This window comes from Eubacterium sp. BL-380-WT-2B (genome assembly GCF_009696115.1).
GTDB classification, from domain to species: Bacteria; Bacillota; Clostridia; order Eubacteriales; family Eubacteriaceae; genus Eubacterium; species Eubacterium callanderi.
On record NZ_VUMP01000005.1, the window covers coordinates 62,953 to 77,283 of the forward strand.

At 50.8% G+C, this 14,331-nt stretch carries 13 protein-coding genes and 1 pseudogene; 3 read left to right on the forward strand and 11 right to left on the reverse strand.

The genetic code is table 11. From position 1 onward, the window contains the following. Window positions 1-7 precede the first annotated feature (7 nt). Entirely contained in the window at window positions 8-1,849 is a 1,842-nt protein-coding gene (gene recQ, locus FYJ53_RS10705; RefSeq protein ID WP_148428198.1) for a DNA helicase RecQ, read from the forward strand. A 40-nt stretch (window positions 1,850-1,889) separates the two neighbouring features. Here the strand turns inward: recQ and FYJ53_RS10710 are convergent, their stop codons facing one another. Continuing rightward, window positions 1,890-3,161 carry an HD domain-containing phosphohydrolase gene (locus tag FYJ53_RS10710; RefSeq protein WP_148428200.1) on the reverse strand — a complete coding sequence of 424 codons (1,272 nt, stop codon included), beginning with the start codon at window positions 3,159-3,161 and terminating at the stop codon, window positions 1,890-1,892. Window positions 3,162-3,333: 172 nt separating this feature from the next. Here FYJ53_RS10710 and FYJ53_RS10715 point away from each other — a divergent pair, with 172 nt between their 5' ends. Beyond that, window positions 3,334-3,900, forward strand: a complete 567-nt coding sequence (locus tag FYJ53_RS10715) for a DUF4256 domain-containing protein (protein ID WP_148428202.1) — start codon at window positions 3,334-3,336, stop codon at window positions 3,898-3,900. 26 nt (window positions 3,901-3,926) lie between these two features. On the opposite strand, the gene FYJ53_RS21495 is transcribed toward FYJ53_RS10715, so the two are convergent. The 4 genes and pseudogenes from FYJ53_RS21495 to FYJ53_RS10730 form a co-directional block, all read right to left on the reverse strand. Continuing rightward, window positions 3,927-4,106, reverse strand: coding sequence for an AzlD domain-containing protein (locus tag FYJ53_RS21495; RefSeq protein WP_013382687.1), 180 nt, complete (start codon window positions 4,104-4,106; stop codon window positions 3,927-3,929). A 30-nt stretch (window positions 4,107-4,136) separates the two neighbouring features. Further along, window positions 4,137-4,246 (reverse strand): annotated as a pseudogene (locus FYJ53_RS21500) (AzlC family ABC transporter permease); the annotation flags it as partial. A gap of 42 nt (window positions 4,247-4,288) precedes the next feature. Continuing rightward, window positions 4,289-5,569 (reverse strand): serpin family protein, encoded by a 1,281-nt coding sequence (locus FYJ53_RS10725; RefSeq protein WP_148428205.1) that lies wholly within the window; start codon window positions 5,567-5,569, stop codon window positions 4,289-4,291. 92 nt (window positions 5,570-5,661) lie between these two features. Continuing rightward, the gene (locus FYJ53_RS10730) at window positions 5,662-6,120 is read right to left on the reverse strand and encodes an Lrp/AsnC family transcriptional regulator (RefSeq protein WP_148428207.1); all 459 of its coding nucleotides are present in this window, start codon (window positions 6,118-6,120) and stop codon (window positions 5,662-5,664) included. Between the two features lie 161 nt (window positions 6,121-6,281). On the opposite strand from FYJ53_RS10730, the gene FYJ53_RS10735 reads away from it, so the two are divergent. Beyond that, complete coding sequence (locus FYJ53_RS10735; protein ID WP_148428209.1) at window positions 6,282-7,619, forward strand: MATE family efflux transporter; 1,338 nt, start codon at window positions 6,282-6,284, stop codon at window positions 7,617-7,619. Window positions 7,620-7,659: 40 nt separating this feature from the next. Here FYJ53_RS10735 and FYJ53_RS10740 read toward each other — a convergent pair whose 3' ends face one another. From FYJ53_RS10740 to FYJ53_RS10765, 6 genes are all read right to left on the reverse strand, one after another. After that, entirely contained in the window at window positions 7,660-8,610 is a 951-nt protein-coding gene (locus FYJ53_RS10740) for a 2-hydroxyacid dehydrogenase (protein WP_148428211.1), read from the reverse strand. Window positions 8,611-8,700: 90 nt separating this feature from the next. Continuing rightward, on the reverse strand, window positions 8,701-9,594 hold the full coding sequence (locus FYJ53_RS10745) for an ATP-binding cassette domain-containing protein (protein WP_148428213.1): 894 nt from the start codon (window positions 9,592-9,594) through the stop codon (window positions 8,701-8,703). Continuing rightward, entirely contained in the window at window positions 9,591-10,628 is a 1,038-nt protein-coding gene (locus FYJ53_RS10750; RefSeq protein WP_090411790.1) for an ABC transporter ATP-binding protein, read from the reverse strand. Before FYJ53_RS10750 ends, FYJ53_RS10745 begins: the two co-directional genes overlap by 4 nt. A gap of 77 nt (window positions 10,629-10,705) precedes the next feature. Continuing rightward, window positions 10,706-12,262, reverse strand: a complete 1,557-nt coding sequence (locus FYJ53_RS10755; protein WP_148428215.1) for an ABC transporter substrate-binding protein — start codon at window positions 12,260-12,262, stop codon at window positions 10,706-10,708. A gap of 43 nt (window positions 12,263-12,305) precedes the next feature. Then, window positions 12,306-13,208, reverse strand: a complete 903-nt coding sequence (locus FYJ53_RS10760) for an ABC transporter permease (protein WP_148428216.1) — start codon at window positions 13,206-13,208, stop codon at window positions 12,306-12,308. Next, window positions 13,205-14,164 carry an ABC transporter permease gene (locus FYJ53_RS10765; protein ID WP_371720648.1) on the reverse strand — a complete coding sequence of 320 codons (960 nt, stop codon included), beginning with the start codon at window positions 14,162-14,164 and terminating at the stop codon, window positions 13,205-13,207. The genes FYJ53_RS10760 and FYJ53_RS10765 overlap by 4 nt, the downstream gene beginning before the upstream one ends. Between the last annotated feature and the right edge of the window lie 167 nt (window positions 14,165-14,331).

A 14,331-nucleotide genomic window follows, 5' to 3' on the forward strand; every position in this document is an offset into this window, starting at 1 on the left:
TAATTTTATGGATACAGGCAGCAAGCACGCCGTTTTAAAACAATACTTTGGCTACGACACCTTCCGGGAAGGGCAGGAATTTCTCATCGACACAATCTTGTCCGGACGGGACGCGGTGGGCGTCATGCCGACAGGCGCGGGAAAATCCATCTGCTTCCAGGTGCCTGCCCTGCTGATGGACGGCATAACGCTGGTGGTCTCTCCACTGATCTCCCTCATGAAGGACCAGGTCGGAGCGCTTACCCAGGCCGGCGTCCCGGCTGCCTTTATCAACAGCTCCCTGAGCAGCGTCGAATACCGGGAGGTGCTCTCAGACATCCGCCAGGGCAACTGCAAAATTCTTTACATTGCCCCGGAGCGCCTTTTAGCTGAGGGCTTTCTCAACTTTATCCGGGAACAGGATATCGCAATGGTTACTGTTGATGAGGCTCACTGCGTCTCTCAATGGGGGCAGGATTTTCGCCCATCCTATCTCGAAATTGACCGTTTTGTCAAAAGCCTGGACAGCCGCCCCATCCTCTCCGCCTTTACTGCTACTGCCACCGAGCAGGTGCGCCGCGATATTGTAGGACTTCTGGATTTAAGGGCGCCCGAGGTGCTGGTGACTGGCTTTGACCGAAAAAACCTCTATTTTGAGGTTCAGAAACCCGCTAAAAAGCTGGATGCTCTTCTGGCGATCCTGGCTGACCACCCTAATAAGAGCGGGATTATCTACTGCGCGACCCGCAAAAGCGTGGAGGATGTCTGTGAAAAAATCTGCGCGGCGGGTTACCCGGCAGTCTGCTATCACGCAGGGCTTCCCGATGCAGTGCGGAAAAAAAATCAGGATCTGTTCATCTTTGACGAAAAGCCCGTCGTGGTCGCCACAAACGCCTTTGGTATGGGCATTGACAAATCCAATGTCTCCTTTGTCGTGCATTACAACATGCCCGGAGATATGGAAAGTTATTACCAGGAGGCCGGCCGGGCAGGCCGCGATGGCGAGCCCGCGGACTGCATCCTGCTGTACAGCGGCCAGGATGTACGGACTCAGCAATTCTTTATTGAGAACGCTGACCGGGAAAGCGGTGACCCCGAGACGGACGCGCTTTTGAAGCAGCGTGACCGGAAGCGTCTGAAAGACATGACCTTTTATTGCCATACCAACGACTGTCTGAGAGGCTATATGCTCAAATATTTTGGTGAGGAAGCGCCCGTCTGCTGTGACCACTGCGGAAATTGCCAGACCCAGTTTGAAATCCTGGACATCACCATTGAAGCCCAGAAGATCCTGTCCTGCATCAAACGGACCGGGCAGCGTTTTGGCATTAAGGTGGTCGTCGATACTCTGCGCGGCAGCAAAAACCAACGCATTCTCAGTCTTGGTTTTGATAAGCTCTCGACCTATAATATCATGGCAGACACCAGCGAAAAGCGCATCCGGGATATGATCCATTATCTGGCGCTGGAGGGCTTTATCCAAATCACCGACGATGAGTACCCGGTTATGCGCTTCGGTCCCCGGGCACGCAATGTGCTCTTCGGGGGAGAGCGCATTGAGATGAAACTGCCAAAGGAAAAAGAGCCTGTGCCAAAGGCCGCCAAAGAAAAAGCAAAGCCTGCCGCCGGAGCTCTAGAAAATCCAGGGCTTTTCGACCGGCTGCGCAATCTGCGCGGCAGACTCGCCGCAGAGCAGAATGTCCCGGCTTATGTGGTCTTTTCCAACGCTGCCCTCACCGATATGTGCCGCCGCCTGCCAAAAAACAACAGCGAATTCCTTGAAGTTTCTGGCGTAGGCAAGGCCAAGCTTGAGCGCTACGGCGAAGACTTCCTTCAGGAAATCCAGGACTGGCTCAAGGAGCAGGCATAATAAAAAAACAGGTGGCGGCACAAGGCCGCCTCCTGTTTTTTTATAGCTTACTGACCAGATTGTAGATCCGCTCATATTCAAGCATCAGATTATCATAAACGCTTAAGAAAGCCTCACAGCTGCTGTCCGCGTTTGCCATCACTGCGTCGTAATGGCCGATCACCAGATTACAGATCGCAGGGCAGAGCTTGCCCTTTTCACTCTGCTCCTTTAATACTTCGATGATCTTTTCTTTTGGAAAGGCTTCCTTGTAGCTTCTGCGCTGCCGCAGCGCGCTGAGCACATCGGCAATGGCCACGATCCGCTGTCCTTCTGTCAATTCCGCTGCTGCCAGCCCTCTGTGATAGCCGGAGCCGTCCAGCTTTTCATGGTGGCGTACCGCGATCTCGCAGATATCGTCAGCCACAGCTCCCCGAAGGATATCCTCTGAAATCTGCACATGGGTCTTCATAATCTTCATGGCCTGCGGGCTCAGCTTTCCAGGATACTCCAGTATTTCAAGGGGAATGGCGATTTTACCCACGTCGTGGAGCAGCGCGCCATAATAAATTCTTTTCTTATCCTCAGCGGAATAGTTCAGAAGTCTGGCAATTTCAACGCTGATCCCCACAGTGGTTACCGTATGGCTGACTGTGTACTCACTTCTGAAGTCAATGGAATACGCCAGCATCTGCAGATAAAGGTCGATATCCGCTGGTGACAGTACCAGCTTTTTCTGAATCGTCTCTATTTCCTGCTCGTAGACGCCGCTGTTTAAATGCTCAATAATCTGGTATTTCGCGTTGGCCTTTAAAAACAGCTCCACATACTCCGGAGCAAACCGGCTGCCAGCACCCTCGGTAATCTCCTCTAAATCAAAAACGCCGCCCCGGCCCTGCATGCTGATATCTACACGGTCTGTCAGCTTGATCATCAGAGCAATATCCTTAAAATCAGTTTCCACTTTATCATAGCGGTCATAATTCAGATGATGGAACAGAATCGCCTCTGCCCGCTCCTTCAACGGTGACAGATATTTTAAAAACAGGTAGCCGTAAATTGAATGTTCCCAGACATTGTCTGCCTCAAACTTGACCATCTTGTCAATCTCGTCAGTTTTATACGCGCCGATGTCATGGAAAACACCGAGATTAAAGATTTCAAGCGCTTCCTTTTCGCTGTAGCGTTCACTGTCCCTGAGCATCTGATACAGCATATAGCCGACCCGTTCTCCATGGTTCACCAACCGCTCATCCACCAGTCCAAGGGTTTTTCTCACGATCTGAACCGCGTCCCCGCCCTGGATAATATCTGCCCTTCTATCTTCTCCCATTCCTTTTCCCCTCGCAAAGTTTATGGTTCATTATCGCATAAAAATACTTTCTTTTCAATGCTGTAACAAAGCTGAAGCCCGGAGCAGCTTTAAGAAATTTCATTGTGGCAATACCCTGCAGGTGCTATAATTCATAGGTATATAAGCTCATAACTACCAGGAGGTGCACACAATGGCAAACTTTAAAAAAACGCTTATGCCTGAGCAGGCAGAAGCGCTGTTTAAAATACTACAGGAACGTTTTACAAAAAATATGGACCGACACGAAAATCTTGAATGGCAGAAGCTGCGCGTAAAGCTGGAAGAACATCCAGAAAAAATGTGGTCCCTCAACGCCATGGAAGAAACCGGCGGCGAGCCGGATGTTCTTGAATACGATGGTGAAACGGACCGCTACTTTTTTTACGACTGCTCAAAAGAAAGCCCGCCGGGCCGAAGAAAGCTATGCTATGATCAGGAAGCGCTGGAAAGCAGAAAGGTAAACAAGCCTGAAGGCAGCGCTGTAGCCGCCGCGTCTGCCATGGGTATCGAGCTCCTGACAGAAGCCCAATATCATGCATTACAGCAAAAGGGTGAATTTGACACTAAAACCTCCAGCTGGATTTTAACACCGACAGACATAAGAAACCGCGGCGGCGCTCTGTTTTGTGACCGGCGTTATAACCATGTTTTTGTTTACCACAACGGCACAGAATCCTATTATACTGCAAGAGGATTCCGGGGGCTGCTGCGTGTATAATTTACAGTGTATTTTTTTAATCGCAATTAAAATAAGACCTGTACCAGAAACATGTAGATTACTGTGCCTGCACCAATGCTCAGAAGCGTATTTTTCTTCCATTTGTGAAGAACTGTAATACAGAGAATCGCGTAAAAAAGAACAGACCCCAGATACCGGATATAAGCCAGCGGTGTTTTACCGTCAGGGAAAACAAAGAAGGGCACGGGTTAATATTGTTCCAGATATAACAATCAGGACTCATCGCACATCCCAAAAACTAGATATACCTTCCCGCCGCAGTTTTATATTTTTCAAGCACGGATATGCCGTAGAACAGGTGTCTGGCATTTACCATAAGCGTGATGGCCATTAACTATTATCCAAATTAAGGCTGCGTGTTCCCGCTTTATGAAGGGTCACCCATGACCCCCATAAAAAGCGGGATGCCGCTTTCGCTGTCCATGATGAAATAAGCGTAGGGTGAATCCAGAACCAGCTCTACTGGCCCCTTCTGCTCTTCCATCGGCAGGGCTGCCATCTCCATCTCCACCTCTGTGGCTGCGGCGGCCTCTGTTCCGCGTTCATCTACCCTGACAGCGGATTTCTGGATAACCTTTGAGACAAATAAAGGATAACCGTTCATCGTTCCCATTTTAGAAAAATCTGCCTGATTCCAGTCAAAAATTATCTCAAGCCCCATATCCCTGAGCAGATCACTCATGTCAATTTTATAATCCTGCTCAAATTTTGGCATATAAAGGTTCACGGCCCGTGACTCGGCCCTGGACAACACATTTTTCAGCGTATCCTTCTCAAAAGCAGCGGCAAACTCATGGATATTTTTGCCGTCTGTCGGCCGAAGCGCAATAAAGGACTGCCTGTAATTATTGTAAGGGAGTTTGATCCCCTCGGCGTTCTCTGTCTTAATGTACTGCATCCTGTCCTCATACTTGTTCATAAAGGGGTGCTCCACAGTTGTTCCGTCTTCTCTGTAGAATACACGGTCCTCTGTAAGGCTCTCCTCAAAAGGCGTATCCCAGACACCGTTAAAATACAGGGCATTGAGCAAAAGCATGGCGACATCGTTACCAGGCTCTTCATCCAGCATCTGCGGAATCATTCCATTGGTTTTCTCCGATACCCAGTTGTTGACATCATCTGCGGATTCACTGAGGGCCGCTTCAAATATTTCCGCTTCATAAATTTCTTTGGCCGTATTGATAAAATTCTCCCTGGCCTCCAATGTCTCATTAAGCCAGATAGAGTTGGCAATATCCAGTCTTCCCCCATCTTCCGAACGCATTCTGAGCTCTGGGATCAGCTGGGCGCAGGCAGCATTCAACTGGTCTACCGGCATACCGAGCACCAGTTCAAGAGCCTTCTGTGTCTCGGTGTCCGAGCCGTTTGCCGTCATGGCCAGCGCGAAATAGGCTGACGCTGGAGAGATCAGAAAATTGCCTTCCCGGGCTTCAGCGCTTTTTGCGTAAAGTCCCGCTGCAAAGTTGCTGTACCCTTCACCGCTGCTGATCAGCATGCCGGGCGTAGGCTCCGGCGTAGAGACCGGTGTAGGCACTGCACTCGGCGTCACCTTCCCCTCGTCCTTTTTCCCATTATCCTTTGCCGTACAGGCTGTGAATATTCCAAGTATTATCACAGCCAACAGCGCAAAAGCGATTCCTTTTTTCATATTGCTTCTCCTTTACATCATCCTTTTTTCTAATTATACATGATTACCACCAATAAAAAAAGCAGATTCCCGGTTCGGGTATCTGCCTTTGGCTACAAACGCAGCCCCTTTATATCCTTAATGCGTGATAGAATAACATTACAGCTCATCTCCCGGACGCCTGGCAGGGCGTAGATCACGCGGTTTAAAAATTTTTCCATCTCCTCATTGCCCGCGGCCACGGCGTGGACATGGAGCTTGCTCCTGCCTGACACCTGATAAATCTGGGTGACCAGATCATTTTGGTTCAGAATATCCACCACCTCCGCAAATCGGCCGGGCTCCATTTCCAGCTCAAAATAACATGAGATGGCTCCACTGATCTTCTGGGGGTTGATAATAGTCGTATACTCCTCGATAATTCCCCTGTCCTCAAGCGCGCTGATTCTGGCCTTAACTGCTACCCGGGACAGCCCAACGGCCTCCCCGATATCTGAATAGGACATCCGCGCGTTCTTAATGAGCAGATTTATAATCTGCTGGTCTGTTTCATCTAATCCGCTTAAAAACATGCTGTTTCTCCCTCTCGAAATGTTTGTTTTATCTTACCGCGTTTCATAACAAAAGGCAACCCTTTCTTTTTGTAAGTTTTTCTTTGACTTTTTGATGCTTAGGAAATATAATATTTACAAATAGTAATTTAAATATTTCGAATCGAAAGGATAAGCTTGTTATGCAAAGAGACCTGACTGCTGGAAGCGTCACAAAGGGAATGCTGTTGTTCGCCGGCCCCATGATTCTCGGCAATCTGCTTCAGCAGCTTTATAATGTGGCGGATACCCTCATCGTCGGCCAGTTTCTCGGTGCGGGTCCACTGGCCGCGGTAGGTTCCTCCTTTACCCTCATGGTATTTTTAACTTCCATTATTCTGGGGCTGTGCATGGGCAGCAGCGTTGTTTTTTCCATGCTCTACGGCGCAAAACGCGAGGATGACCTGAAAACCAGTTTTTTTATCGCCTTTGTATTCATCGCCGCTGTTACTCTTATGATCAACACTCTGGTTTTTGCCTTTATTGATCCTTTGCTGCGGGTGCTGCAGATCCCCACCGCTATCCTGGAAGACACCCGGGCCTATCTGCTCATTATCTTCGGTGGTATTGGCTTTACCTTTATCTATAATTACTTTGCCTCCCTGCTCCGGGGCATTGGCAACTCTGTGGTGCCGCTGGTCTTTCTGGCCGTTTCAGCTATTTTAAACATTGTGCTTGATCTTGTTCTGATTTTGCGCTTTAATATGGGCGTTTCTGGCGCAGCGCTGGCGACCATCACAGCCCAGGGTGTCTCGGCGGTTTCCATTGGTATCTACAGCTTTCTGAAAATTCCGGCGCTCCGTCTGAAATGCACACATCTCCGGTTTGACCGGGCCATTGTACAGGATGTTGTGCAGTACTCCCTGCTGACCTGTGTCCAGCAGTCCATCATGAACTTCGGCATTCTCATGATCCAGGGGCTGGTCAACAGCTTTGGCGTATCGGTTATGGCAGCTTTTGCCGCGGCGGTAAAGATCGATTCCTTTGCCTACATGCCGGTACAGGACTTTGGCAATGCATTTTCCACCTATATTGCCCAGAACTACGGTGCAGGAAAGGCTGACCGCATCCAGAAAGGCATCCGCTGCGCAATACTGACAGCGCTTGTATTCTGTCTCTTTATCTCTGTTATTGTCTTCTTTTTCGGCAGCTCCCTGATGCTGATCTTTGTAAGGCCAGAGGAGGCAGAAATCATCGCTATCGGTACTGGCTATTTAAAAATCGAGGGTGCCTGCTACTGCGGCATCGGCTGTCTTTTCCTGCTCTACGGCCTTTACCGGGGTATTGGCCGTCCTGGTATTTCCGTGGTACTCACAGTGATCTCCCTCGGCACACGGGTGGCGCTGGCCTACCTTCTGGCCCCGCTTCCCGCCGTCGGCCTCCTGGGAATCTGGTGGGCCATTCCCATTGGCTGGTTTTTAGCCGATATTACAGGGCTTCTCTACTGGCGATTCCGGCACAGGCAGCTCATGCCCGGATAAAAAACACCGAACCACAAAAAAGCGGCTCGGTGTTTTTGTTTTACAGAATAATATTCTGCTGTTCTCCTGCCATCCAGGTTTCAATATTTTTGAAGACAATATCTGCCCGGATTTTCATCGACTCTTTGCTGGCAAAGGCGATGTGCGGCGTAATGATGGTATGCTTTGCCTTGAGCAGCGGATGCTCTGCCGGAAAGGGTGGTTCCATTTCCAGAACGTCGATGCCGGCTCCGGCAATTTTATCACTGTTCAGCGCGTCGGCCAGTGCCTGTGAATCGACAACCGGCCCTCTTGCAGCATTGATCAGGTAAGCGGTGGGTTTCATGCAAGCGATGGTTTCAGCATTAATCATCCCCCGCGACTGTTCTGTCAGCGGGCAATGGAGTGTCACGATATCGGCCTGCTCAAGCATTTCCTTTAAGGGCATGTAGGTGATGTAATCTGGCTTGTTTTTGCCGCTGCCAAAGCCATTGTAGGCGATAATTTTACAGCCAAAGGCCCGGCACAGCTCGGCGGTGCGGCTTCCAATGGCTCCGGTACCGATAATCCCAACGGTTTTTCCCTTGAGCTCACTGCCCACCAGGCCATCCTTGGTTTTCCCACCACGGGCGCGGGCATCCATCTGAGGGACGTTGCGCAGCAGGGAAAGCATCATTTCGATGGCCAGCTCAGCGACAGACTCGTTGGAGTAGCCCGAAGCGTTGCTGACTGCCACGCCCTTTCTTTTAGCGGCTTCCAGGTCCACATGATCTACCCCGGTAAAGGCAACATCAATATATTTAAGATGGTCACAGGCTTCGATCACTTCACCCTTCAACGGCATGTTGGCAATCATCAGGACATCGGCGTCCTTTGCCTCTTCAATCAGGACCTGCGGATCGTCATTTCGCTCATAGGCTTTAAAGCTGTGGCCTGCTTCTGTCAGGGGCTTTACCAGATCTTCCAGCGTTTCGCTGTCAACGGCCAGGGATTCTAATAATACAATGTTCATGGTAATTCCTTCTTTCTGGATCAATTATTACCCATAGTGTACCCCTAAACGCCGGAAAAATCAATGGTCTGACCAGTCTTATTGTCCGTCTTACTCCGCTGCAAAGACAAAGTGTCCCGGCGACACCTCATGCCAGACCGGCTGGCCCCCGCCCCTCTCAGGGTGATACCCGGCATGGCTGTGGTTCTTGGCCGCTCTGGGGTCCGGAACGGGGATGGCCTCGATCAGGCTTTGGGTATAGGGGTGTACCGGATGGCTGAACAGCTCCTTTCCCGGCGCCAGCTCCACCAGCCTGCCGCGGTGCATTATGCCGATACGGTCACTGATATAGCGCACCATTGCCAGGTCATGGGCGATAAACAGACAGGTCAGGCGGCATTCCTCCTGCAGCTTTTTAAAAAGGTTCACGATCTGCGCCTGGATGGAGACATCGAGAGAAGCGATGGGCTCATCGGCGATGATCAGCTTTGGATTTAAGGCCAGCGCCCGGGCGATGCAGGCCCGCTGAAGCTGACCGCCGGAAAACTCCGAAGGATAGCGGTCCATCACACTGCTGCTGAGTCCAGTGAGAGCCATGAGCTCTGCTGCTTTTTCCCGAAGCGCTTTTTTTCCTGCTTTTCTGCTGCGTATCCTGAAGGGCTCGGCGATGATTTCACCAATGGTCATGCGGGTGTTGACCGCTGACGCTGCGTCCTGGAAAATCATCTGCATTTCTCCGGTGATGCGGCTGCGGTTTTTCCTGTAGACAGATTTATCTGAAATTTCTATTCCATCAAAGCAGACGGAGCCATCAGTCGGCTCAAAAAGGTGCATCAGCGCCTTACCCGTTGTCGATTTCCCTGAGCCGCTCTCTCCCACCAGTCCAAAGATTTCGCCTTTGAGTATATCAAAAGAAACGCCGTCCACTGCCTTGACGGTGGTGTGCCTGTCCAGCCTGTAATATTTTTTAAGGTTCCGGATTTCAACCAGCTTTTTCTCATTCATCGAAAGGCCTCCTGCCGCTTGATGACCCGGCCGTTTTTCACCCGCACAGGCGGCTCAATCCTGGGAGCCCGCGGGTCCAGCAGCCAGGTTGCCGCGTAGTGTGTATCGGATACTTTAAACACAGGCGGCGCTTCCTCATAGTCGATGGCCAGCGCATAGGGATTTCGCGGCGCAAAAGCGTCCCCTCTGGGCGGGTTGATCAAATCCGGCGGTGTACCCGGGATGGGGTTCAGGGTTTCCTCATCACCGTCAGTGGAGGGCAGCGATGACAGCAGCCCCCAGGTATATGGGTGACGTGGGTCATAAAAAATATCGTCGGCAGTCCCCAACTCTGCCAGCTTGCCGGCATACATCACGGCTACCCGGTCTGCGACTCTTGCCACAACTCCCAGGTCATGGGTGATAAACAGGATTGCCACGCCTGTCCGCTTCTGTATTTCTTTAAGCAGCTCCAGTATCTGGGACTGGATGGTAACGTCCAGCGCGGTGGTCGGCTCATCGGCAATCAAAACATCCGGGCCGCATGCCAGCGCCATGGCAATGACACTTCTTTGAAGCATGCCTCCTGAAAAATGATGGGGATACTGGTCAAAACGTTTTTCCGCCGCGTCAATGCCAACCTGCTTCATCAGCGAAACTGCCCGTTCTCTCGCTTCTGCCCGTCCGACCTTCTGATGTGCTTTTACCGCCTCCACAATCTGGCTGCCAATGGACATGGTCGGGTTTAAGGAGGATACCGGGTCCTGGAAAATCATGGAGATTTCCTTTCCCCGAACCGCTTCCAGCTCTTTCTCTGAAAGCCCTGCGAGATCTCTGCCTTTAAAAAAGATTTCGCCGCCGGCTACCTCTGCCCTTACCGGCAGAATCCCCAGAATACTTTTACAGAACACAGACTTTCCACAGCCCGATTCTCCCACGATGGCCAGGGTCTCCCCGGGCTCCAGTGACAGGCTCACGTCCCGCACTGCGTGAACATCGCCCTGATCTGTGGCGATATTGACAGACAGATTTTTAATCTCCAGTAGTGTTGTCATCCTATACTCCCCTCAACGAAAAATGCAGAAAGGAGAACTGAGGTTTTTTTAAGTGTCCTCAATTCTCCAATTTCAGCTTAGTTTAAAGTCCAGTCCGCAATATTCCAGAAAATACCAACGCCGTGATGGCCTAAAATGGTGTCTGGGGTAATCCCCTGAATATTGGCCTTGGCCACATAGATGGCGTCCACATAGGCAATGAAGGTATAAGGCATGTCCTTTGTCAGTTCTTCCTGGAAAGCCTTGTAGTACTCCATTCTCTGCGCATCATTGTCTGTTTCGCGGGCCTTCTGAAGCAGCTCATCCACCTTGGGATTGGAGTAGCCGCTGTAATTTGAGCCCTTGTCTGTCCCGAAAACCTTGTAGGTGTGATCATCCGGGTCAAAGGGGCTTCCCCAGCCGATGAGATAGGTTTCCTGACCCGCCCAGTCGGTCTCAGCGTTGACGGAAACCGTGGCGTCCACGCCGATATCCTTCAGATTCTGGGCCGCGACATTGGCGATATCCACACGCACCTGGTCGCCTTCTGCTATGTTGATTTTAAAGGCCAGGCGGGTTCCGTTCTTCTCATAGACGCCGTCGCTGCCTTTTTTCCATCCGGCGGCCTCTAGCATTTCCTGAGCTTTTGCCGGATTATAATCAAATTTTTCGATGTCCGGGTTGTTGTAAGGCCCTGCCTGAAGCGGTGAGTAGGCCAGCTGTCCCTCACCCAGCAGCACGGAATCAATGATGGCCTGGCGGTCAATGGCGTAGCTCAGGGCGTTTGGCAGCTCACGGTTGTTTTTAAACAGGTCATTGTTAAAATTATATAGAATCCCGCGGTAGTCAGCGGTCTTCATATCGTAAATTTTAAATTCATCGTTGCCCTCAAACTGTTTGGCATCGTTCGGCGGTACCTGGGCCATGTCCAACTCGCCGGATTTCAGCTGCATGGCACGGGCTTTGGTGTCTTCGACAATTTTGAAAATGACCTTGTCGATTTTTGGCACACCCGCATAGTGATTATCGAATTTTTCCATGGTAATGCTCTGGCCCTCATCCCAGGATACCAGCTTGTAAGGGCCGGTGCCAATGGGTTTGCGGTTAAAATCATCCGTTGCCAGGTTCTTGCCCTTCAGCAAGTGTGCCGGCAAAATGCCAATGGTCAGGTAATCCAGCATGGCAACGTTTGGCGCTTTAAGGGAAATTTTGACGGTTTTGTCGTCCGGCACCTCAATCTTTGTGATGTCCTCATAGTTTGAAGCGATTTCCGAAGCATTGTCCGGATTCATAATTGCTTCGAGGGTAAACTTGACATCATTGGCGGTAAACTTCTCACCGTCCTGCCAGGTAATACCGTCCCGAATGTGGAAGGTGTAGGTATTATCCGCCGCGTCCCAGTCCCAGCTCTCTGCCATTCCCGGAACGACCTTGTCATTTTCATCGTGGGCGGTCAGGCCAGCAAACAGAAGCAGGTTGATTTCGCCGTGCTCATACAGCGCTGGATTGATGGCTGTGTAATCCTGGCTGCCATATACCAGCGTATTGCCGTCCTTCGCGTCTGTGCCGGCCGCCTTATTGCCGCAGCCTGCAAATACTGTCGCTGTCATCGCCAGAGCGATGCCCAGCGCCAGCAGCTTTTTCATTTTTTTCATTTCTTTCTCCTTTTATTTTTATAACAGCCGCCGCTGTTTTAAACTAAATTTCCCGCATACCGCGGTTGTTACGCTTACGGATATAATTTCCGATATCCGTAATACAGACCAGTGTCACCACCAGGAAAAGCCCTGGTATCAGAATAATCCACCAGTCATTTGATAAAAGCGCCTGATCGGCGTTTGACAGCATGCTCCCCCAGGAAATAACCTCAACGGGGAGCCCGATGCCCAGAAAGCTCAGCGTTGCCTCTGTCCCGATGGCCGCGCCGATATTTGTGACGACCATGAACATAATGGACGATACAAAGTTTGGCAGCAGATGCCGCCTCAAAATATAGAAGAAGCCTCCGTCCATTGTTTTTGCAGCCAAAATATAATCTGCGTTGCGGATCTGCCTGACCTCGCTGCGCACAATTTTTGAAATGTTCATCCAACTGGTAATACCAATGACAAAGGCAATGGTCAGGGGGCCCGTCTGGCCGATGATGGCCTGGATAAAAATGACGATCAAAATGGACGGGATACTCAAAATAATTTCCGTAAGCCGCATCATTCCGTCGTCAACCCACTCGCTTGAAAGGCCGCTGATACTGCCGTAAACAACGGCGATCAGCGTTGAGAGCCCCGTGGCCGCCAGGCCGATAAACAGAGATATGCGCCCGCCGTACCAGATCATGGAAAAAATATCCCGCCCCATCATATCTGTGCCAAAATAAAACTGACCGTCTGGCGGTACTGCCCGGTTTGCCAGATCCATGTAGGTCGGGTCATGGTTCATGACCGCCTCGCAGAACACACATCCCAGCACGATGACAGCCAGGAGGCCGATAGCGATAAGGGGGACGCCCCTCAGGCGCTTCAGCCGCCCGCCGGCAGCCGGCATAGCCGCCTGCTCCATGGGCTTGTAGTCTGGCCCGACCAGCTCAAAAGCTTTATTTTTCACAGGAGCTCACCCCTTTCGTGTTTCATGCGCGGGTCAATTTTATCATTGATGATCTGAGCGACCATATTTGAAAACACCACCACAATACCGGTCAGCAGACACAATACCATGAGCATGTTGTAATCGTGGTATTTCGCGCTCTCAAAGCTCAGCGTTCCCAGCCCCGGGTAAGAAAAAACCTTTTCAACCACGTAGGTTCCCCCGATGATATGCGGTACTGAGATGGCCATAATGCTGATAAAGGTCGGCATGATGTTGCGCAGGCAGTGCCGCCATACAATCTGCCGCCGGGTCATTCCCTTTGTCTTGCAGAGCAGCACATAATCCTTGCGCAGCTCCTCCAGCATCCGGTTGCGCACCATGTAGGTGTAGTACCAGAGATGTCCTAGAATCATGACGGCCAGCGGCAGAATCAAGTGCACGGCCCTGCTGGCGATGTTGTCCGACTGCCCCATGGCGTAGGCCCCGCTGGAGGGTAAAAACTCCAGATTAATGCTGAATATCAGTATGAGCACCAGCGCCACCCAAAAGGAGGGAATGCAGTTGGTGATGGTCCCCACCTTGCAGATGGCCCGGTCCACAGGCGAATCCTCGTGCATGGAACAGAAAACGCCCAGCACCAGGGCGAACGCGAAGGTCAGAATATAAGACAGACCGCCCAAAATCAGCGTGTTTGCCCAGACTCCCTCAATGACTTTCATGACATCCTGCTTGTATTTGAAGGAAATGCCAAAGTCACCGTGAAAGGCTTCCTCAGCCCAGATCCCGTACTGAACCCAGACCGGCTCATTTAACCCCAGCTTTTCCCTTGCCTTTTCCTGCTGCTCAACACTCATGCGCTCAACACTCTCGCCGTAATATGCCCGAAGGGGATCTCCCGGCGACAGTCTTGCCATGTAAAACACAATCAATGACAGTAAAAATATTACCAGCACAAACTGCAGTATTTTTTTCAAAAAATAAACCAGATTATTTCTTAATCGTACTCCAATACCTGTTCTCCCCCGTTCTACTCCACATAAAGGCAGCAAAAAAGCCATGAAACCCGTCCGCGCCTTCAGCGCAAAACGAACCTTCATGGCTCTTTTATCATTATTAATTAATTTGCACGGTTAATATACCA

Bases quoted from the DNA above. Each gene is read 5' to 3' on its own strand.
- recQ (WP_148428198.1), top strand. From the start codon at position 8: ATGGATACAGGCAGCAAGCACGCCGTTTTAAAACAATACTTTGGCTAC.
- FYJ53_RS10710 (WP_148428200.1), bottom strand. From the start codon at position 3,161: ATGGGAGAAGATAGAAGGGCAGATATTATCCAGGGCGGGGACGCGGTT.
- FYJ53_RS10715 (WP_148428202.1), top strand. From the start codon at position 3,334: ATGGCAAACTTTAAAAAAACGCTTATGCCTGAGCAGGCAGAAGCGCTG.
- FYJ53_RS10725 (WP_148428205.1), bottom strand. From the start codon at position 5,569: ATGAAAAAAGGAATCGCTTTTGCGCTGTTGGCTGTGATAATACTTGGA.
- FYJ53_RS10730 (WP_148428207.1), bottom strand. From the start codon at position 6,120: ATGTTTTTAAGCGGATTAGATGAAACAGACCAGCAGATTATAAATCTG.
- FYJ53_RS10735 (WP_148428209.1), top strand. From the start codon at position 6,282: ATGCAAAGAGACCTGACTGCTGGAAGCGTCACAAAGGGAATGCTGTTG.
- FYJ53_RS10740 (WP_148428211.1), bottom strand. From the start codon at position 8,610: ATGAACATTGTATTATTAGAATCCCTGGCCGTTGACAGCGAAACGCTG.
- FYJ53_RS10745 (WP_148428213.1), bottom strand. From the start codon at position 9,594: ATGAATGAGAAAAAGCTGGTTGAAATCCGGAACCTTAAAAAATATTAC.
- FYJ53_RS10750 (WP_090411790.1), bottom strand. From the start codon at position 10,628: ATGACAACACTACTGGAGATTAAAAATCTGTCTGTCAATATCGCCACA.
- FYJ53_RS10755 (WP_148428215.1), bottom strand. From the start codon at position 12,262: ATGAAAAAAATGAAAAAGCTGCTGGCGCTGGGCATCGCTCTGGCGATG.